Below are 20,882 nucleotides of genomic sequence, written 5' to 3'. Positions count from 1 at the left end.
CACCATGAATTCCTTTTGCAAAACGAATTCGTGGTGAAAAAAGAAGTATTTTTGAAACCTTATGTCGGAGCAAAGTCAAAATGTTTTTATTTCTTTGCGTATCCCAACAACAAGGCTAAGACTTATTGACTTTGTTACAAAACAGAACATGCGCTATTAAAGCAAAAACTCCGAATGTTGCTCCTACAGCACATACACCTGTCCATTGCGCTTTCTGCCATGCAACGGATGCCAGCCATGTTCCCAATGAACCTCCGATGAAGTAGGAAACCATATAAACTGTATTCAGTCTGTTCACAGCGTTAGATTTAATTAAAAAGTAATTGGTCTGGTTCATAATGTGACTGGATTGTACTCCAAGATCTACAAGAATTACTCCTACGATTAGACCCCAATAAGTGTCTCCGGCAAAATAGGTGAATCCCCAGCTTCCGATCAGGATCAGTAGTGAGTACAGGATAATACGGTTGATATCCAAATATTTTTGCAGACTTCCCACTTTTGCAGCAGCTAAAGCTCCAACAGCTCCGGCCAGCCCAAAACTTCCTACTACGGATGAACCTGCATTGAAAGGCGGCTTCTCCATGTGGAAAACCAATGTTGTAAACAATGCACACATAGATCCGAATGCCATAGCCCCGCGGAAAGATGCCAGCTGGAGAATCGGCTGGGTTCTGGCAAGGTGAGCCACAGAGCGCATGAGTTCTTTATAGGTACCTATAAAATTAGGGGATAACTCCGGAAGCATTTTATAAACAGCCAGCCATACTAGGATCATTAAACCTGCAGCAATTCCGAACATGGCTCTCCAGCCCCATACTTCACCTACAATTCCACCAATGAAACGGGAAAGGAGAATACCCAATAAAAGGCCGGACATTACCAATCCGATATTGGCTGATTTCTCTTTATCTGAAGACAGTTCAGCAGCAATAGGAACAAAAAGCTGGGGAATTACAGAAGTAGCCCCAATCAATAAACTGGCAGTATACAACATCCATAATTGGTTGGCAAAGGTAATCCAAAGCAGGGAACCAAAAACAAGGAACAGGTCAATCAGGATTAATTTCTTACGGAAAAACTTATCACCAAGCGGTACGATCAGCAACAGCCCGAGTGCATAGCCAATCTGGGTAAGCACCGAAATTTTGCTGGCTGCAGCCTCGGAAACATGAAGATCTTCTGAAATCAAAGCCAATAAAGGCTGGTTATAATAATTGTTAGCCACTACAAGCCCTGAAATAATAGCCATTAACCAGACCACTGTTCTGGAAATACTGTTGGTAGAATTCACCTGCATCTTAAAATTTTTATTGAACAGAAATATTTTCTGATGACGGAATGTTTTTGAAACTATTTTTAACAGCCCCAAAGGTAGGCATTTTCATAAAAAAGAAAGGTTTATTGTGATTGATTTCACCTGTAGGTGTTATATGATTTGTTCTTACTGCCGCTTTAACAAAGAGTTTTTTTTAAGTATTATGCAATTTTATTTTTACATTTGTAATAACACATTTATTTTTATGGATTATATGGATTCCAGAGAACAGATCTTACAGAAATCTGCTGAAGCAAAAGAACTTTATCTTCCTCATATTTCAGTAGACCCGGTTGTTTTTGGTTTTGACCAGAATGAGCTTAAGGTATTGCTGGTGAAAATGAATTACAAAAAACAATGGCTTTTGCCGGGTGGATATGTAAGACAGGATGATGATCTGGATGAAGCAGTAGTAAGGGTATTGAAAGACAGAGCTGGTGTTACGGATGTATTTCTGGAAGAATTTGGCGTTTTCGGAAGAAAAAACAGAAGCCAGCTTTATTTTGAAGAGTTTGATGACAGCCTTTTTCAAAAACAGAGATTTATTTCCGTAGGATATTATGCGCTCTATAATTCTTCTGAAATTAATCCCATAGCCGATGATGTGAGTGAAGCCTGTGAATGGGTGTACCTGCGCCAGCTGCCCGAAATTATTCTTGGAATGGATCACCGTGAAATCATTGAAAAAGCATTGCTTACTTTACGGGAGAAAATATCTACCAAACCAATCGGGTACAACCTGATGCCTGAAAAATTTACCCTTCCGGAACTGCAGAAATTGTACGAGGCGATATTGGGAAAATCACTCAACCGCGGAAATTTCTACAGGAAGATCAAAAACCTGAATGTTTTAAAAAAACTTGATGAACAAAGATATGTGGGAGCTCACAGAGCCCCCGAACTCTACTCTTTTGACATTGAAAACTACGAAAAAGCCCTGGAAGATGGTCTTAATAACTGGTAAGGTGCTTTTATTGTTTTTGCCGATCGTTTCTATTGATGAAAACCCTTTTGAATGTTGTAAATATTCAGGAAATTTGCAGCATGAAAATCATTCCACTCAAAGAAGGTAACTTCGCAGTGAGTAAAACCAAAGACTTTACACTTTTAACAGAAGACAATTTTGATACTGTTTCGGGGATAAAAATGTCTGTACAACCTTTTCTTATCATTACTGAGAAAGATTATATCCTTCTGGATGCCGGTATTGGCTGGAAAAACGAAACTGGAAAGACCGTAATTTCAGCAATTCTTGAAAGAGAAAATATACACCCTGAACAGATTACGAAACTCCTTCTCTCCCATCTTCATAAAGATCATATTGATGGTGCAGTAACCCATACAGATCATGGTTATGAAGCTGCCTTTCCCAATGCACAGATCTATATTCAAAAGCGCGAACTGGATTTTGCCATGGAAAATAAAGGAAATCCCTCTTTTGATTTTGATATTTTAGAAACCTTAATTCAGTTGCCTAATATTGTCTGGATGAATGATGATAAAGGGCAGATTACCAATGAAATTTCATATGAAGTAGTAGGAGGCCATACTCCATTTATGCAGGTTTTCTGGATCAGGGAAAATGGTGAAACCGTTTTCTATGGGGCAGATGATCTGCCGCAGGCTTCCTATCTGAAATACCATTTGGCCTACAAAAGTGATTTTGATGGCAGGAAAGCAATGGAACTAAGGCTTTTATGGGAAAATGAAGCAAGGGAGAATAACTGGAAAATACTTCTTTACCATGATCTGGATAAAGCCGTTATTGAAGTCTAAAAAACAAAAAATGGTTTAAATTTCATTAAACCATTTATAAATATCAAATTCAGAAGGAATATTAAGCTTCTTTCTGATCCGGTTTTTCCGGTTTTGTATTGCTTTTGGGGTGACAAAGATACAGGTAGCTATTTCCTTTGTCGTCATATTGAGCTTAAGATAAATACAAAAGATCAGTTCAGAATTTTTAAGGCCAGGCTGTATAGCAGATAATTTTTCGAAAAAATCCGGATAGACCAATCTGAATTTATTAAGCAGACGGGGAGAATTTGCTTTGGCCAATGCGATAATCTCATCTTGTACAAGAATCTTCTGGTTCAAATCCTCCAGGTTGGGTTCAGGTTTTTTGTTTTTCATAATACTTTCTCATCTCTACTCATTTCTGGTATGCATCCTTTGCATGCCAGTAAAAAATCTTTTCTTTTATCAATTTTGCGTTTTATAGCTGTTATTGGGAATAAAATTATTTTTATATATTCAAAATCTGTTTGTTATTCTTTAATAATATGTAAAATTTTTATGTATATATAATGCATTTGTTAAATGATTGGGTTAAAAAACTCATACATATTAATTTTAGTTCATTTTTGCATAGGGCAAAGAAATAAAAAATGATTAAAATTCTGTTAAAACAGCGTACCACATACATACCACGTTATGTTTTTCAATAAAATATCTTAACCGCTTTTATCAGCCCGTTTCTCCATTATTTGTGTTCTCCTTAATTAAGGCTATAAATGTAAGGGGATAATCCTTTCACTTTTTATGATTACAGTCAATAGTTTTGAAATAGCGGAATAAAAAAAATTATTATTTGTGGTATGTGAATGGTACCTTATTTCATGGCTATTGACTGAAATACCCGTTTCTTTATTCTCTGAAAATTCTGAACTGAATTAACAGAATTTGAATGATGGAAAAAGATTTTATCAGGTTTTAAATTTCTAACGGAGTCACAGATATGATTATTGAAGATGTATTAATTTCATTTGGAGCAGAAATAAAGAACTATAAAGGAGGAGAAATTATTTTTCGTGAAGAAGATTCGCCCCTATATTATTATCAGATAAAAAAGGGAAAAATAAAGCTTAATAATTATACTGAGGATGGGAAAGAATTTATTCAGAATATATTCTCAGATGGTCACAGCTTTGGAGAATCTCTTTTGTTTGTAGAACGTCCGTATCCTATGAATGCAGTAGCAATAGAAGACTCATCTGTTTTCAGGTTACCAAAATCCAGCTTCCTTGAGCTTGTACAAAGCAATAGGGAGATTTCTTTGAATGTTTACCAGTGCTTGGCGGAAAGAATGTACTACAAGTATATTATGTTCTATAACCTTTCATTTCAGAATCCAGTATCCAAACTGAAACTGCTGCTGGATTACCTGAAAAGCTACCATGATGATAAAGCGCCCTACTCTTTCCAGATCCCGCTTACAAGACAGCAACTAGCCTCATTGGTAGGCCTCCGGGTGGAGACGGTAATACGTACCATAAAACAAATGGAAAAAGATAAGATACTGAAGATTGAAAAAAGAAAGATATACTATTAAGATATCTATTTTTCTCTTTTCCTACAGATCCAGTTGCCTCTGGAATTCTTCAAGATATTTTGCAATATGGATACCATCTGCCAATCCGTGGTGTGCTTCTATAGAAACCGGCATATATTTTCTGCCATCGCGGATATTGAATTTTCCAAAAGAAACCTTAGGTACCGATTCATCATTGTTAAAATTGGTTGGATGAAGGATGGCACTGAAGGAATTCCACGGAATGGTGGTATGTCTTACGTGGTCTTTACCCAATCTGTTATTGCTTAATCTGAGTCCTGTAGAATGGTGAACCCCTTTAATTTCCTCCTGCAGTGCAGTGTTGAACGTTTCAAAATCCTCTGAAAAAGGAGTAAATGAAAAACCGAAAGTCCCATCCGGCCTGGCAATTGTACTTCCGGCATGAACAGTGTGAAACTGAACTACCTGACCATCAACAATTCTCAGTTTTAATTCATCAACGGTATTTATGGCAATCATAGATTTGTGATAGTAATAGGCAAAGAAAGAATATCCGTTTTCTTTGGCCTTGTCATAAGCTTTTGTACAATCTACTTCGGTAGTAAATCCAAAATACGGGCTTGCCATCTGAGAGAAAAATTCAAAATGCTCCTTTCTGTTCCATTGCTCGAGGTCTACGATCTTCATTGATTTTAATTTACTGCAAATTTCTGCAAATTTTCTGTTTTTACCAGTAAAATGCCTACTAATTTTTTATTAACAAAAATATTTAGAAAAAGGTTGCCGAAATTTGATATGCATGATTCTTGATATTAATGTTATCTAACACTCATTACAAATTTATCAAATACCTATCATCATGGAAATACAAAATATCCAGGGAAAACAGTGGTCAGCAAGAAAAGTAGACCATATCTATATTGTCAGCCTTAAGAATTACTCCAATATTGTAGAAGCTTTGACGGATTTTGTTCAGCACCAGAATATTCAGGCAGGAGAAGTTTCCGGGATAGGTGCTGTAAGCGAAGCTACACTTAGATTCTTTAATTTCAAAACAAAAACGTACGCTGATAGGACCTTTAAAGAACAGATGGAAGTGTCCAATATCTCAGGAAATGTCTCTGTAATAAATGGAACTTCTTCGCTTCATATGCATATTACATTGGGAAGAGAAGATTACACAGCTTTAGCGGGACATCTTTTAGAAGCAAAGGTTCATGGTGCAGGGGAATTTATTTTTTATCCTTTAGATACAAAAGCTGTAAAAATAAAAGATGAAGAAACGGGAATCAATTTCTATGATTTCGAACAATAAAATGAGATATATTGAGTCAGATAACTGACATGATTACGCTACAATAAAACCTTGAATTGTAATAAAATCAACCGTTTGTCGTAAATTGGTTAAGTTTTTGAAGTATTTAAACAAACCAATCACACCATTGAAACTAATCACATTTACTAAAAAAGGAATTTACTGCCCTCAGGGAAAGTTCTATATAGATCCCTGGCGGCCCGTAGATATGGCTGTCATTACACATGGACATGCCGACCATGCCCGCTGGGGAATGAAAAAATATCTTTGCCATCATTTTACCAAGCCTATTTTATATCAGAGAATTGGAATTGATATAGAATGTCAGAGCACCGGATATGGAGAAAAGATCAATATTAACGGAGTAATTGTTTCCTTCCATCCTGCCGGGCATATTATTGGTTCAGCACAGATACGATTGGAATATAAAGGATTTGTAACCGTTGTTTCCGGAGATTATAAAGTTCAGGATGATGGTCTCAGTACTCCTTTTGAGCTGGTGAAATGCAATGAATTTGTTACAGAAAGCACTTTCGGACTTCCCATATATAACTGGCTGGAAGTAGATGATTTGAATAAAAAGCTTCAGAATTGGGTGCTGAAGAATCAGGAGAACGGCAAAACCTCAGTGTTTATCGGCTATTCCTTAGGAAAAGCTCAACGTATTATGAAAGCTGTAGAGGAATTGGGGAAAATATATGTTCACGAATCTATCGGAAAATTGAATAAAGCTTTTGAAACGGTAGGAATTGACCTTCCGGAGTACACTGTTGCGGATTTCAGAGAACGCCCAAAAGAAATGGAACATGAAATTGTTATTGTTCCTCCTGCTTTACTTGACAGTAATATCATCAAAAAGGTTCCTGATCCGGCCACAGCAATATGTTCAGGATGGATGCAGGTTCGCGGAGCAAGAAGATGGCGCAGTGCTGATGCAGGTTTTGCTATGAGTGACCATGCCGACTGGAAAGGATTACTGCAAACTGTAAAAGCAACAGAAGCGGAAATTGTGCATGTTACGCATGGGCAGACGGATGTTTTTTCAAAATATCTGAATGAAATCGGGATAAAGGCTGATGTTATAGAAACTCTGTTTGGTGAAGATGAAGAGGTACCAGAGCCGGAAACCCTTGAAAATCCGAAATTATGAGACATTTTGCAGATCTTATCAATGCTTTGGAAACTACGAATAAGACCAATGCTAAAATTGATGCCATTATTGATTATCTGGAACGCGCCCCGGATGAAGATAAAGTATGGTTTATTGCTTTGTTTACAGGAAAAAGGCCTAAAAGAAATGTGAATACCAATGCAATGAAAGAATGGGCTTTGGAGATCACAGGACTTCCCTTCTGGCTCTTTCAGGAAAGTTACTCTTCTGTTGGTGACCTTGGGGAAACCCTTTCATTGATTCTTCCGCCACCACAGGAAAAGATTGAACGGAGCCTCTCCCAATGGATGACAGATATTGTAGATTTAAAGGATAAAAAAGATACTGAAAAGAAAGAATTTGTCTTGCATTCATGGAACGGACTGGATTATACGGAACGTTTGATTTTCAATAAATTAATTGGCGGAAGCTTTAGGATCGGAGTATCAGACAAGACACTGATTAATGCATTAACCAAATTCTCCGGGCAGGAAGCCAGTACCTTAACCCACAGTTTAATGGGCAAATGGCAGCCTGGTGAAGTCTCTTTCCAGGAACTGATCTCGGCAGAAAATATCAACCCTGATAACTCCAAGCCTTATCCGTTTTGCCTTGCCTATCCTTTGGAAAAAGAGCTGGATGATTTAGGACAACCTGATGAGTGGCTCGTAGAATATAAATGGGATGGTATCCGTGGGCAGATCATCAGGAGAAACGATGAAGTATTCATATGGTCCAGAGGTGAAGAGCTTGTCACAGAGCAATTCCCTGAAATTACCCAGACGGTAATGGCGATGAAAGGCAATTTTGTGCTGGATGGAGAAATACTTGCAGTAAAAGAAGGTAAGGTTTTAAATTTTAACGAGTTACAGAAAAGATTAAACAGGAAAACTTTAACTAAAAAAATGCTTACTGAAATTCCGGTTGAAGTATTTGTGTACGACTTATTGGAACTGGAAGGCCATGATCTGAGAGAAAAACCTGTTTCTGCAAGAAGGGCTATGTTAGAAGAACTCTTGTTGAATGAAGCGCCTGAAAATATAAAGATTTCCCAGAGTATAAGTTATGAGAAGTGGGAAGAATTGAATGATATCCGGGAAAATTCAAGAAGTGTGAACAGTGAAGGACTGATGCTGAAACAGAAAAACTCACCTTATCATGCAGGACGTAAAAAAGGTGATTGGTGGAAATGGAAAATTAATCCCTTCACCATTGATGCCGTTATGATTTATGCCCAAAAAGGCAGCGGCAGGCGAAGTGCCTATTACACAGACTATACTTTTGCTGTGAAAAATGAAGAGAAACTGGTCACTATTGCCAAAGCATATTCAGGATTAACCGACAAAGAAATTATGGAGGTCAGTAAATTTGTAACAAAGAATGCAATTGAAAAATTTGGCCCCGTAAGAACCGTAAAAGCAGAACTGGTCTTTGAGATTGCCTTTGAAGGAATCGGATTCAGTAACCGTCATAAAAGCGGTGTAGCCCTCCGGTTTCCAAGAATTGTAAGATGGCGGAAAGATAAGACGGTAGATGAGATTGATACTCTGGAAGAAATTAAAAAGTTAATACAATAGCGTGACAGCATTTGAACATACTCATGGATTTACCATCATTCAGCAATGGATGAAGGATAAAGGCATTTCTCCTTTTAAATTCCAGGTTGATACATGGCGGAAATTTGGAAGCGGTTATAGCGGTATGGTGGTGGCTCCCACAGGATTCGGAAAAACCTTTTCTGTTTTTTTAGCATTGATCTCAGACTTTCTAAATCATCCTGAAAACTATAAAAAAGGATTAAAGATGCTCTGGATTACCCCACTCCGCTCTTTATCCAAAGATATTGCCAAGGCGATGCAGGAAGCGATGGATGAAATTGGGCTTGATTGGGTGGTTGGGGTAAGAAACGGAGATACAGATCCTAAAGTAAGACAGCAGCAGGTTAAAAAAATGCCTGAAATTTTAGTAGTAACTCCTGAAAGTTTACATCTTTTACTCGCACAGAAGAATCATGAAGCTTTTTTCAGGGATATGAAATGTGTTGTAGTGGATGAGTGGCATGAGCTGTTAGGTTCAAAACGCGGCGTCATGGTTGAGCTGGGGATATCACAGCTCAGGAAGTATGTCCCGAAACTGCAGATCTGGGGAATTACGGCAACCATTGGAAATCTGGATGAAGCCATGGATGTTTTGATCCCTTATGATATAAAAAAAACAAAAATTACAGCCAAAGAACATAAAAAGATAGATATTATTCCCGTTTTTCCTGACGAGGTTGAAATATTACCCTGGGCAGGACATCTTGGGCATAAGCTTGCTGATAAAGTAGTTCCCATCATCCTTGAATCGAAATCTACCATTGTTTTTACCAATACCCGAAGTCAAAGTGAAATGTGGTATCAGTTACTTCTGGATGCCTACCCTGATTTTGCAGGGCAAATAGCCATTCACCACAGTTCTATTGATGCCCATTTACGAATCTGGATTGAAGAGAATTTAAGCTCAGGGAAATTAAAAGCTGTTGTTTCCACGTCATCATTAGATCTGGGGATAGATTTTAAACCTGTTGATACGGTCATTCAGATTGGTTCTGCAAAAGGTGTGGCAAGATTTCTTCAACGGGCAGGCCGCAGCGGGCACTCCCCTTTTGAAACCTCTAAAATTTACTGTGTTCCTACCCATTCTTTGGAATTAATAGAAGTTTCTGCTTTAAAAGAAGCTGTAAAACAGAAAGTGGTGGAACCTAGAGATCCGCAGGTTCTGTGTTTTGATGTTCTGGTTCAGTTCCTGATGACTCTGGCGGTTGGGAATGGTTTTTATCCTGATGAAGTGTATGAAAGGATTAAAAAAGTATATGCCTTTCAGGAAATGATGGATGAAGAATGGAAAAGTATTCTTGAGTTCCTTACCATTGGCGGAAGTGTTCTAAAGAACTATGAAGAGTTTCATAAAATTGTGATTATGGACGATGGTTTATACAAAGTAACTTCGCGGAAAATAGCCATGCTTCACCGGATGAATATGGGGGTTATCGTCAGTGATGCCATGCTTAAAGTCAAATTTATTTCCGGTGGTTATGTAGGAATGATTGAAGAATATTTTATTTCCAAACTGAAAAAAGAAGAAAAATTCATTCTTGCAGGCCGTACCCTGGAAGTAGCAATGATTAAGGATATGACGGTTTATGTAAGGTCTGCCAAAGGAAAGGCCCTGGTTCCGAGTTATCTTGGCGGCAGACTGCCCCTGAGTTCCGATCTGGGGCACTTTTTAAGAGAAAAACTTTCACATGCCTTAAGTCCGAAAGCTTCGGAAAAAGAACTTAAATTTTTGCACCCGTTGTTGATTAATCAGGAAAAAAACTCTCATATTCCCTAGGAAAATGAATTTCTGGTGGAAATGATTAAAAACCGCGAAGGCTACCATCTGTTTATGTATCCTTTTGAAGGCCGTCTGGTACATGAAGTGATGGCGGCGTTAATCGCCTACCGGATTTCGAAGCTGGCTCCTATTTCCTTTTCAATGGCGATGAACGACTATGGATTTGAATTGTTCAGTGATAAGGAAATTCCTTTGAATGAAGAGAATTTACAGCAGATATTGACCATGGAAAACCTGATGAATGATGTTATTGCCAGTATCAATTCAGCAGAAATGGCAAGACGGAAATTCAGGGATATTGCTGTAATCTCCGGAATGGTGATTCAAAATTATGCGGGACAACAGCGCTCCAATAAATCATTACAAAGTTCAGCCGGTCTCATTTTTAAAGTTCTGGAAGATCATGATCCCAGCCATTTTTTAATCAGACAGGCTTATACAGAAGTTTTTAATATGCAGCTCCAGGAGCAGAGATTGGTAGAAGCTTTTAAGAGAATTGAAAAATCAGCAGTTATTTTAAAGCATTCCCGCTCTTTTACGCCTTTAAGTTTTCCAATCAAAGTAGACAGTCTCAGACAGACTCTCTCCAGTGAAGGCTTAGATGCAAGAATTAAAAGAATGCTGAAACTTTCCAATATAACAGATATCTGACATAAGTATGTTTTAAAGAATCAGGAGTATTACCAGTCTAATATTCTGACAAAAATTTCTTGATAAATTTAAATAATCGCCGTAACTTAGAGTATAGCTTTTTCAGGAAGCTAAAATAAAATACATAATGGCAAAATTATTTTTAGTCCGTCACGGACAGTCGCTTTGGAATCTTGAGAACAGGTTCACAGGCTGGCATGATATTGATATTACAGACATGGGAATTGAAGAAGCAAAAAAAGCAGGAATTGCCTTAAAAAAAGAAAAAATAGACATTGCCTTTACTTCAGTCTTAATCAGAGCGAAACATACCCTTTCCATTATCCTTGATGAACTTGGAAAACCCGATATTCCTATTGTTATGGATAAAGCTTTGAATGAACGTTCTTATGGAAATCTTGAAGGTCTTAATAAAGCAGAAACCGCACTGAAATACGGAGATGAGCAGGTACATACGTGGAGAAGATCTTATGATGTGGTTCCACCGGGTGGAGAAAGTCTTAAAGATACATATAACAGGGTGATTCCTTATTTCGAAAAAGAAATTGCTCCTTTGTTGAAGAAAGGAGAAAATGTATTGATTGTTGCCCACGGAAACAGCCTTCGTGCCCTTATCATGTATCTGGAACATTTATCTCCCGAAGAAATCCTGGAGAGAGAAATTGCAACCGGTATCCCGATAACCTATATCTTTGATGAAAATTTTCATGTAAGCAGAAGAGACCCTTAAATTTTAACCCTAAACTTAGAACCATTTTATCCGTGTTTATTGTTACCAAAGAAATTACCATTCAAAATGAAGTTTTTACACTAACCAATCAGCGTGCTGTATTCTGGGAAAAAGAAAAAGCCTTACTTCTTTCTGATCTTCACATCGGGAAGACGGCCCATTTCCGAAAAAATGGTATTGCACTGGCCAATCATATCATGAAAAGTGATTTGGAGAGGCTATCTGCGTTGATCGAATATTTTCAGCCCGATAAATTTATGGTGGTGGGAGATCTGCTTCATGCGGGAGATAATTCGGATGTGGATGAATTCTGCCAATGGAGAAATCAGTATCCAGATTTAAAATTCTATCTCATTGAAGGAAATCACGACCGTATTTCAGAGCCTTTGGAGAAAAAGCTTTGCCTGGATTTTAAAGAATCCCTATTGGAACTGGGAGCGTTTACACTGATCCATGATTTTGATAAAGAAATATCCGGTTTTCAGATCACCGGGCATATTCATCCGGGAATTGTTTTAAATTCGGCTGTTAAAAGCATCAGGCTTCCCTGTTTTGCCCTCAATGAAAACCAATTGTTACTTCCGGCTTTCAGTGAATTTACTGGTTTGGATACTAAAAACCTGCCGGGAAAAAGTAAGTTCTTTGTGTTTACGGGTGAGGGGATTTATGAGGTTTAAGATTTTTTAGAATCAAACCTTTTCTTAGTATTTAAAGAATCAGAGATTTTTCGAAACTTATGTGTACTTCTATGTGCAAAGTTCGCCACTTCAGATAATTTGAATGTTAAAAATTTAACCGTATGTACCACATTTTCCTCATTTGGTCGGGTATTTGAATGCGTTATTAGAAATGAGTTCTATTTTCTGTAGAATTTTACTATTCAGCCAATCACTTAAAATATATAATATGTCAACACAGAATCTTAGCCATTTAGAAGCGATCAAAAAGATCAAAGAACTATCGGAAAATGCAAGAATATGTATGTTCTGTACAGAACTGGAAACGGTACCTGTTAATTCCCGTCCTATGACTTTACAGGAAACAGATGACAGCGGTAATCTTTGGTTTATCAGCAGTGGAACGAGCAACAAGAATTTTGAAATTAAAGAAGACCGTAGAGTGCAACTGTTCTTCATGAACAATAAAGACTCCCAATACCTTTCAGTATATGGAAAAGCTTCTGTTTATAAGGATAAAGAAACAATAGAAGAAAAATGGTCACCTTTGGCCAAAGCATGGTTCGATGGTAAAGATGATCCTAATGTTACGATCATTCGTGTAGAACCGCAGGAAACTTATTATTGGGATACAAAAGCAGGGAAATTAGTGAGTTTGTTCAGTTTTGCAATATCAGCCATTACAGGCAATAAGACTGACAATTCTGACGGTGTAGAAGGAAATGCCACAATATAGATTTTGCTGCTTCAATTAGAAAAAAAAATTATTTGCCACGCAATTCACGGGATTTTATTCGTGAATTGCGTGGCGATTAAATAAGATAATTTTTAACAAAGATTCCGCAGAATATTAGGTAGAGAAAACTTATGCCTTGTGTTTCCAAACATTAATCAATTCTTTATTTCATCAAGAATCTTTCTCAGTTCTTCAGTTTCAATTTCTGTCAAAGGTTTTAAAGGACTTCTCAAATAACCGCTTTCTTCACCTGAAATATCCAGACCCGCTTTAACCGCTCTGGGTAATCCTTTAGCCACAATAAATTTCAATAATTCTACCTGTTTATAAAAAATATCCTGAGCCTTATGCAGTTGGTTCTCCTGAATTGTCTGATAAAGATCGAGATTCAGTTGCGGGATAAGATTGGGTGCTGCCGTACACCAGCCTGTTGCTCCCGCAGAAAAAGCAGCTAATGCCAATGGATTGGAGCCATTGTAAAAAGCCACATCTTCACCCAATTCCTTTCTTAGGTAATGCATTCTCTGCACATCTCCCGTGCTTTCCTTAATCATGGTTATATTGGGAATTTCGAGAAGTCTTTTCAAAAGGGCTGGGGACATGTCTACTCCACTCGTTGACGGATTATTGTAGGCCATAATCGGGATAGAAATTTTGCGGGCTACAGCATCATAATGAGCCACAATTTCATCATCGGTGAGCTTCCAATAACTCATGGGAATAATCATAACGGCATCAGCACCTGCCTTTTCTGCGAACTGCGCATGATGGATGGTCTTTTCAGTAGTCAGGTTAGAAACTCCTATAAGCGTTGGGATCCTGCCTCTGACCTGTTGTACTGTAGCTTCAGTTACAGCTTCCTTCTCTTCGTCTGATAGATAAGGCATAACACCGGCACTTCCCAGGGATGCAATTCCATGGCTTCCGGAAATTATAAGTTTTTCAACCATCTCTTTGAAAAGCGGAATATTGATGGTATCATTTTCATGAAACGGAGTGATGGGATATGCGATAATTCCTTTAAATGGAACATTTTTCATATGTCTTGAATTTAAAATAAATATTGTTTGTTGTAATAGAATTGAAATGACAGAAAGAAGTAAACTAAGTTTAAAATGAAAGAACTGTAATATTTTTATTACTCCTTTCTGCCAGTGTAAAATTAAAGGTCTCTACCCTCTTCTTCCCTAAGGGCAACGCCTAAGTTCTGCAGCTGTGGGGCATTTTCGCAGGCTATATATTTGGCAGGTTCGGTATCGCTCAGGTTTTGGTGTTTATGCCATGCCCATGACGGAATGTAAACGGCATCTCCGGCTTCCCAATATACTCTTTCGTCCTCTACTTCTGTCCAGCCTTTTCCTTCAATGACGAATAATACAGTTTCATAGGTATGGCGGTGTCTGTTCGTTTGTTGTCCCGGGATTAGTCCCCCAATTGTCATGCTCACATTTTTACTGGGAAGGTCAACAAAAAAAACAGGATGTTTCCTTTCCGTTGAAAACTGATTATGCTCACCTGCATTTTCCACATTTTTATGAATTAAATGGCTTGGTTTTACATACTTTGGTCTTGCATACGTTTCGTGAAAGTCTTTTGAACTGAACTGTTTCTTGTCCATAATTTTAAAAATTTAAAGATTCTGTGCTTTATTGCATGACAAAATTATTTTATATTTGGACTGTTTAAATGATTCAGTTTTTATATAAATAGATAGTCCAGATGCTAAGGCCTTGGAAATTAGAATTCGAAATTGATAAAAAACTTGATAAAGCTGTTTATTTGCAAATAGCAGACACCATTATTACAGACATCAAGTCAGGAAGACTGAAGCCCGGCGATACCCTTCCCGGAAGCAGAAACCTGGCAGCTATGTTAAAAATCAACAGAAATACTGTAGTAGAAGCTTATCAGGTCTTGTTGAACGAAGAATGGGTAATTTCTAAGGAGAGAAAAGGAATTTTTGTTTCGGGCCATCTTCCTGTTTTACATGAAAAAAGAATTGAAAGGCTTTCTGATGTTTCGGATCATCCTATCCATAATCATGGTACCATGGTTAATTTTGATGATGGCCATCCGGACAGTAAAATAGCTCCTGTCACAGAATTGGCAAGAGCCTACCGCCAGATCTTCGGAATCAAAGCAAAATGGCAGATGATGGGTTATGGAGATGAGCACGGTGATATAGAATTCCGGAAAATGATTTCTCAAATGCTGAACCATCAGCGGGGTATGCAGATCCATGAAAAAGAAATATCTATTACAAGAGGAAGCCAGATGGCCATGTTTCTGACCGCTCAGAGTCTTTTAACTTCCGGAGATTGTGTCATTGTAGAAAACCCTGGTTACCAACCTGCGTGGCAGGCTTTTGAATACTCAGGAGCCAAACTTCTTCCTGTTTCCGTAGACGAAGAAGGAATTAATGTACAGGCTATTGAAAAACTTTTATCTCAGTACAAAAACATAAAAGCAGTTTATATAACCCCTCACAGGCAATATCCAACGATGGTTACTTTAAGCTTATCAAGGCGGTTAAGATTAATAGAATTAGCCAATCAATATAATATTACGATCATTGAAGATGATTATGACAATGAGTTTCATTTTGGTTACCGCCCTATTTTGCCTATTTCAAGCTTTCCCGAACTAAATAATTATGTGTATGTGGGAACTTTGAGTAAAGTAGTGGCTCCAGCCTTGAGGATAGGATATTTGGCCACTAAAAATCAGGATTTACTGCAAAAGATCGGAAGTTTAAGAAAAATTATTGACGTACACGGAGATGTTATTATGGAGCAGGCTGTTTTACAGCTAATCAAAGAAGGAGCGGTAAAAAAACACATCAGAAAAGCTACAGCTCATTATAAAAGTAAAAGGGATTTTGTATACAGCCTTTTGAATCAATATATGAAAGGAGTTGCTCATTTTACTTTACCTGAAGGCGGATTGGCATTCTGGATTGTCCCAAAAGCAGTATTGGATTGGGATAAAGTAACCTCATTACTGTTAGAGAAGAATATTAAGATCATCCATCCTAAGCAATACAGCCGAAATCATGTCAATGGTTTCAGACTAAGTTATGGCTCTGTTTCGGAGGAACAACTGGAACAAAGTATACCGATTATTGCAGAAGTTTTTAATCAGTATTTGTAATAAGGTTCTCACAGATTAGCAGATTTTATATAGTTTATTATCATCCAGATCTTTTCAATCAGCGAGATAAATAAACATGATTTTTGTTATTCTGACAAAAGAAGAATCTTAAAAAATTGTTTCCCGCAGATCACACGGATTGTATAGAATTATTATCTGCGTTATCTGCACAATCTGCGAGACATTACATAATCCCCAAAGCATAAAAATAGCGCAAATTATTATCCATTTGCGCTATAAATTATCTATATTTCCCAATATCTTTCGTGAGATTCATAGAAAAAACTACTCCACTTCAAAAACAGCCTGAATCTCCACGGAAGAATTTACCGGAATGGAAGACGCCCCAAATGTTGCTCTTGCATGTTTCCCTTTATCTCCAAAAACCTCAGCCGTAAGATCAGAAGCAATATTCATCAGCTCAGCATGTTTGGCGTAATCATCCTTTGTGTTGAAAATCCCGGTAAGCTGTACACATTGTTTTACCCTACCCAGATCACCGCCTACTGCTTCTTGAAGAACAGCCAGGACATTAAGCATAGTTACCCTGGTTGCATCTTTTACCTGCTGTTCGTTAACCTCTACTTCTAACTTCCCCGGATTAAAGATCTTTCCATCTTTTAAAGCTACCTGATTGATAAAAACAAGATTTCCGGAACGTACAAACGGCTGGTAATTGCCTGCTGGTTTAGGAACTTGTGGCAGAACAATATTTTTCTGTTTTAGAATCTCATTAAAATTCTGATGATTTTCAGTGACGGATACAGCTCTTTTCGGATGGGTATCTTTCAATGCCAGTGATACTTTCGCAAAATTTCTTCCCTGAAGTTCCGCCAGCGCTCTTTCTCCTTTTGTGGGACGTTCAACATCTTTCAGGGAGGCCATAGTTGTGATTCCGAGTACCGAATTTCCCTGTGGGATCGCTTTGTTAAGTTCTTCTGTTCCACGAATTCCATTAGAAACTAAAATCATTCCGTGCACTGCAAGACTGTTCCAAAAAGACTGAATAGCCAATTCTTTTCCCGCACCGCTTCCTGCAGACATGAATACGGTTGCCGGAATTCCTTCCAGAGTATGTTCTGTCCAAAGCTGAACGGTTTTAGATAAGAATTCACTCATTCCGGTGCTGATATTTCCAAAATAAACAGGTGATCCGAAAGCGATTCCATCGTAGTTGGCAAGCTCATCTACTGTTGCTACAGGTAAACTTTTCAGGTTGGGATTTTGTGATGGCTTCACCAGTTTGATATAAGAATCAGCATTATTTTCACTCTCAATACCTTTGGCAATTTCTTTGGCCAGTTCGTACGTTCTACCATTGTCTGAGTGGATAAGGACTAATATTTTAGCTTTATTCTGTGCCATAATCTGTGTGGTGTTAAATAGTAAAATTAAAATAAATAAAGAACATATTTTTTTCATTCTGAAGGGGGTATGAATTAATGATACAAAATTAATATTGGCGTTTTTATTAAATTTGCCAAAAAATATATACAAAACGACAGAATGAAATGTGGACTGATTGAAAGAACAGAGAGCCAGTTTGTAGACACCATCAACAAAGAAGCTTATGTTTGGTGCGAAAAAGACTGGAAACATGATGATTATGAACATGTTCACCACCGTGCCCAATTAACCTTTGTGGAAGACGGGTATCAGTATTTTCATATTGATCAGAAAATTTATCTGGTTCCACAGCATCATGTGATATGGATTCCTTCCGGAATAGCCCATAAAATTACTTCTGAAGCAAAAACGCTTAATCTGATGGTCTTTCTGTTCAAATCTGTGTTTGATGAAGAGTTTTATCAGAGTGTACATGTATTTGCTGTTCCGCCGGTTCTAAAAGAAATGCTGCTTTATGCTTCAAAATGGAATCAATCTCTGGATGAAAACGAAGAACAGGGTATTTTCTTTAAAGCCATATTAAAGAGTCTTCCAAACTTTTGCAAAGAAAGTAACGGACTCGAAATTCCTATTCCAAAAGACACAAGATTAATTCCTGTTTGCAATGACATCAATTCCAATTTTAAATATAATCTGGATATTGATTCCCTGGCTGCCAAAGCACAGATGTCTGTACGCAGTTTGCAGCGGATTTTTAAGAATGAAACCGGAATTACCCTGCAAAAATATCTTCAGCTGACCAGAATATTAAAAAGTATTGAACTGATTGATACGAAACAGTATACTTTAAGTGAGATAGCTTACAAAGTAGGCTATCAGAGTCTATCTGCCTTTACCTCATCTTATTTTGCTGTGATGAAAGCAAAACCCAAGTCCAAGAAAAATCATGGGGTTTCATCATGAGGCATATCTACCGGCTTGGACTCCGGTGATCCTTTCTCCCGTAGCCAGATAGACAAAATAACAATGGAGGCAACTGCAAGGAATTCAATCTGCCAGTTCTGAAATGATTCAAACCAGAACCGTGATTCCGAAAGATATTGTATAGCTGTTACCCCGGGTTCTCCTTTCATTGCCTGTTCATTATTATAATTTTTAAGGCTGCCGTAAAAGTGCATTCCAAAACTGCACAGGAACAGTAAAGCAAAGGCCAGCGATAGTGAATGTTTGTATATTTTCAACCATATTCCTCCTTTTCTTACAGGCCATGGAGCTTGGGGATGTGGTATTGGCTCTCTGTCAACGTCTTCAGTTCCTTCCAACGATTTAGATTCGCTGGAACCTTTTTGCCGGAGAGATACAGTTAATAAAACATATAACATCATCTGAAGAAATTCGCTTTCCCAGTTTTCAAAAGTAGCCTGGATAAAATGCCCGCTATAAAAATATTCATTAATCGTTAAGGCCGGAAATCCATTTTCTTCAAGCTCTTTGTTCTCTGTTTTCCAGCCGGTAAAGAACTGCCCCGTAAGAGAAAGCAGCATAAGTATAATAACTGTAATACTCAAACTATTGCGGTATAGAAAACTTCTGTGGGTCATGATTTACTTTTTTTGAAATGGAAATATTTTATCAAGGTTTTTTGTTGTGGGTCCATTAAGCCGCTTACCATTGATATTAAATCGTGAACCATGGCAAGGGCAATCCCAGCTAAGCTCAGCACTGTTCCATCTTACCTCACAGGAAGCATGCGGACAGGTACTCCTCAGGAGATGGAAAGTACCGTTAATTTCTTTATACAAAGCATAGGTATCCGATTCGTAGCGGAAAACTTTTGCTTCGCCAGGCTTGATTTCAGACAGGGAATCAATTCTTTCGACAAAAATTTTATCTTTTATATAATCAAAAGCCACTGCAGCATTCTCTTTTACGAAATCTGCAAATCCGGCAATAGGTTTTATTCTTAAAGGATTGAACAGGGGTTCATATTTACTTTGGCCTGTAACTATGAGATCATGTAAGATCTGTGAAGAAAGGGTTCCGAAGATCATTCCGTTTCCTCTGAAACCAGTAGCTGTAAATATTCTTTGTTTAGTTCCGGGCAGTCTGCCGATATATGGTAAACCATCTACAGGTTCATAATACTGACTGGACCAGCTGAAATAGGTTGTTTCTACATCAAAATGTTCTCTTACATAACTCTCCAGTCTTGAGAAACATTCTCCGGTATCTTCAGAATGACCGGTTTTATGATCCTCACCGCCTGCAATCAATAGGTTCTCTCCTTCATATTCCTGAATCCGGTAATAATGATAAGGATCACAGAGATCGTACCCCAATTCCCGCGGATAACTGTTATCTTTTAAACTGAAAGCCATTGCATAGCTGCGATATGGGGCATTGGTGAAATGAAGCACATTGATTCCGGGCGGAATGTGTGTGGCATAAACCAGGTTTTTTACTTTTATTGTTCCTTTGGAGGTTGTAAGTACAATATGATCGTCGTATTCTTCATGCTCTTCAGATACACATTTTTCTTCAATAGCACCCCCTAACTGAATGAAAGCTTCACAAAGCGCCTTGATATATTTTATGGGATGAAACTGCCCCTGATCCGGAATACGTACGGCTTCCCTGAAAGGAATTGGAAATGGAATTTCATTTACATACATCATTTCATGACCTACCTGAGCAGCTCCTGTTACAATGTCTTTAAGCTGTTTTTCCTGATCTTCATCCAGTGCAAAAAGATAGGCATCCTTCCTGATAAAATCACAGCTAATGTCGTATTTTTCGATGTTGTCCTCTATAATCCGGATGGCATCTTTACCGGATTCTGCATACAATTTGGCATTTTCCAGCCCAAAATCCTTAATGGCCTGTGCAAAAGTGGTATCAAAGAAATCGTTTAAATGGGCTGTTGTTCCTCCTGTAGTCCCGAATCCTATATTAGCTGCTTCTATAATAATACATTTCTGTCCGGATTCCTGCAGTTTCAGGGCGGTGGAAACTCCTGTAATCCCACCGCCTACGATGACAGTATCAAACCACTGGCTGAGATCATTTTCTGTTGAAAATTTCCTGATTTCATCCTGCCATATACTTTTTCTTGCGCCATCTCTGTACATAACCAGTATT

21 protein-coding genes are annotated in these 20,882 nt (G+C 38.0%); 13 read left to right on the top strand and 8 right to left on the bottom strand.

Features of this window, described 5'->3' with window-relative positions:
- Positions 1-115: 115 nt before the first annotated feature.
- Entirely contained in the window at positions 116-1,300 is a 1,185-nt protein-coding gene (locus EG339_RS17910) for an MFS transporter (RefSeq protein ID WP_123871289.1), read from the bottom strand.
- 223 nt (positions 1,301-1,523) lie between these two features.
- Here EG339_RS17910 and EG339_RS17905 point away from each other — a divergent pair, with 223 nt between their 5' ends.
- Both EG339_RS17905 and EG339_RS17900 read left to right on the top strand, forming a co-directional pair.
- Positions 1,524-2,282, top strand: coding sequence for an NUDIX hydrolase (locus EG339_RS17905; protein ID WP_317126866.1), 759 nt, complete (start codon positions 1,524-1,526; stop codon positions 2,280-2,282).
- An 80-nt stretch (positions 2,283-2,362) separates the two neighbouring features.
- Positions 2,363-3,094 carry an MBL fold metallo-hydrolase gene (locus EG339_RS17900; RefSeq protein WP_123871288.1) on the top strand — a complete coding sequence of 244 codons (732 nt, stop codon included), beginning with the start codon at positions 2,363-2,365 and terminating at the stop codon, positions 3,092-3,094.
- Between the two features lie 15 nt (positions 3,095-3,109).
- On the opposite strand, the gene EG339_RS17895 is transcribed toward EG339_RS17900, so the two are convergent.
- Entirely contained in the window at positions 3,110-3,451 is a 342-nt protein-coding gene (locus EG339_RS17895) for a helix-turn-helix transcriptional regulator (RefSeq protein WP_123871287.1), read from the bottom strand.
- Positions 3,452-4,055: 604 nt separating this feature from the next.
- Here EG339_RS17895 and EG339_RS17890 point away from each other — a divergent pair.
- Entirely contained in the window at positions 4,056-4,649 is a 594-nt protein-coding gene (locus tag EG339_RS17890) for a Crp/Fnr family transcriptional regulator (protein ID WP_123871286.1), read from the top strand.
- A gap of 21 nt (positions 4,650-4,670) precedes the next feature.
- Here EG339_RS17890 and EG339_RS17885 read toward each other — a convergent pair whose 3' ends face one another.
- Complete coding sequence (locus tag EG339_RS17885) at positions 4,671-5,297, bottom strand: CatA-like O-acetyltransferase (protein WP_123871285.1); 627 nt, start codon at positions 5,295-5,297, stop codon at positions 4,671-4,673.
- 172 nt (positions 5,298-5,469) lie between these two features.
- Here EG339_RS17885 and EG339_RS17880 point away from each other — a divergent pair, with 172 nt between their 5' ends.
- The 8 genes from EG339_RS17880 to EG339_RS17850 all read left to right on the top strand — a co-directional run bounded on the left by EG339_RS17880 (position 5,470) and on the right by EG339_RS17850 (position 13,247).
- Positions 5,470-5,925, top strand: a complete 456-nt coding sequence (locus EG339_RS17880) for a PPC domain-containing DNA-binding protein (RefSeq protein ID WP_123871284.1) — start codon at positions 5,470-5,472, stop codon at positions 5,923-5,925.
- A 127-nt stretch (positions 5,926-6,052) separates the two neighbouring features.
- Positions 6,053-7,075, top strand: a complete 1,023-nt coding sequence (locus EG339_RS17875; protein ID WP_123871283.1) for a ligase-associated DNA damage response exonuclease — start codon at positions 6,053-6,055, stop codon at positions 7,073-7,075.
- A complete protein-coding gene (locus EG339_RS17870; protein WP_123871282.1) occupies positions 7,072-8,652 on the top strand; it encodes an ATP-dependent DNA ligase in 1,581 nt (526 codons plus the stop codon). Before EG339_RS17875 ends, EG339_RS17870 begins: the two co-directional genes overlap by 4 nt.
- A 1-nt stretch (position 8,653) precedes the next feature.
- Positions 8,654-10,450, top strand: coding sequence for a DEAD/DEAH box helicase (locus tag EG339_RS17865; RefSeq protein ID WP_317126865.1), 1,797 nt, complete (start codon positions 8,654-8,656; stop codon positions 10,448-10,450).
- A 15-nt stretch (positions 10,451-10,465) separates the two neighbouring features.
- Positions 10,466-11,104 carry a DEAD/DEAH box helicase family protein gene (locus EG339_RS24715; RefSeq protein WP_317126864.1) on the top strand — a complete coding sequence of 213 codons (639 nt, stop codon included), beginning with the start codon at positions 10,466-10,468 and terminating at the stop codon, positions 11,102-11,104.
- 127 nt (positions 11,105-11,231) lie between these two features.
- Positions 11,232-11,834, top strand: coding sequence for a 2,3-bisphosphoglycerate-dependent phosphoglycerate mutase (locus EG339_RS17860; RefSeq protein ID WP_123871281.1), 603 nt, complete (start codon positions 11,232-11,234; stop codon positions 11,832-11,834).
- Between the two features lie 32 nt (positions 11,835-11,866).
- Positions 11,867-12,511: a ligase-associated DNA damage response endonuclease PdeM gene (pdeM, locus tag EG339_RS17855; protein ID WP_164466458.1), complete on the top strand. Its 645-nt coding sequence runs from the start codon at positions 11,867-11,869 to the stop codon at positions 12,509-12,511.
- Positions 12,512-12,740: 229 nt separating this feature from the next.
- On the top strand, positions 12,741-13,247 hold the full coding sequence (locus EG339_RS17850; RefSeq protein ID WP_066694870.1) for a pyridoxamine 5'-phosphate oxidase family protein: 507 nt from the start codon (positions 12,741-12,743) through the stop codon (positions 13,245-13,247).
- 155 nt (positions 13,248-13,402) lie between these two features.
- Here the strand turns inward: EG339_RS17850 and EG339_RS17845 are convergent, their stop codons facing one another.
- On the bottom strand, positions 13,403-14,287 hold the full coding sequence (locus EG339_RS17845; RefSeq protein WP_123871279.1) for a dihydrodipicolinate synthase family protein: 885 nt from the start codon (positions 14,285-14,287) through the stop codon (positions 13,403-13,405).
- Between the two features lie 122 nt (positions 14,288-14,409).
- Entirely contained in the window at positions 14,410-14,865 is a 456-nt protein-coding gene (locus EG339_RS17840) for a cupin domain-containing protein (RefSeq protein WP_123871278.1), read from the bottom strand.
- 101 nt (positions 14,866-14,966) lie between these two features.
- Between EG339_RS17840 and pdxR the strand changes: the two genes are divergently transcribed.
- Positions 14,967-16,397 carry a MocR-like pyridoxine biosynthesis transcription factor PdxR gene (gene pdxR, locus EG339_RS17835; RefSeq protein ID WP_123871277.1) on the top strand — a complete coding sequence of 477 codons (1,431 nt, stop codon included), beginning with the start codon at positions 14,967-14,969 and terminating at the stop codon, positions 16,395-16,397.
- Between the two features lie 285 nt (positions 16,398-16,682).
- Here the strand turns inward: pdxR and EG339_RS17830 are convergent, their stop codons facing one another.
- Positions 16,683-17,762 (bottom strand): Atu1372/SO_1960 family protein, encoded by a 1,080-nt coding sequence (locus EG339_RS17830; RefSeq protein WP_378113337.1) that lies wholly within the window; start codon positions 17,760-17,762, stop codon positions 16,683-16,685.
- A gap of 141 nt (positions 17,763-17,903) precedes the next feature.
- Here EG339_RS17830 and EG339_RS17825 point away from each other — a divergent pair, with 141 nt between their 5' ends.
- Positions 17,904-18,707, top strand: coding sequence for an AraC family transcriptional regulator (locus EG339_RS17825; protein ID WP_228459014.1), 804 nt, complete (start codon positions 17,904-17,906; stop codon positions 18,705-18,707).
- On the opposite strand, the gene EG339_RS17820 is transcribed toward EG339_RS17825, so the two are convergent.
- Positions 18,689-19,345: a DUF6766 family protein gene (locus EG339_RS17820; RefSeq protein WP_123871274.1), complete on the bottom strand. Its 657-nt coding sequence runs from the start codon at positions 19,343-19,345 to the stop codon at positions 18,689-18,691. The two genes, EG339_RS17825 and EG339_RS17820, sit on opposite strands and share 19 nt — an antisense overlap.
- A gap of 3 nt (positions 19,346-19,348) precedes the next feature.
- A complete protein-coding gene (locus EG339_RS17815) occupies positions 19,349-20,872 on the bottom strand; it encodes an FAD-dependent oxidoreductase (RefSeq protein WP_123871273.1) in 1,524 nt (507 codons plus the stop codon).
- Positions 20,873-20,882 lie beyond the last annotated feature (10 nt).

This window comes from Chryseobacterium bernardetii, from assembly GCF_003815975.1.
Classification (GTDB): domain Bacteria; phylum Bacteroidota; class Bacteroidia; order Flavobacteriales; family Weeksellaceae; genus Chryseobacterium; species Chryseobacterium bernardetii.
Note: the sequence above shows the minus strand (reverse complement) of the source record. Positions and strands in the feature narration are given on the sequence as shown.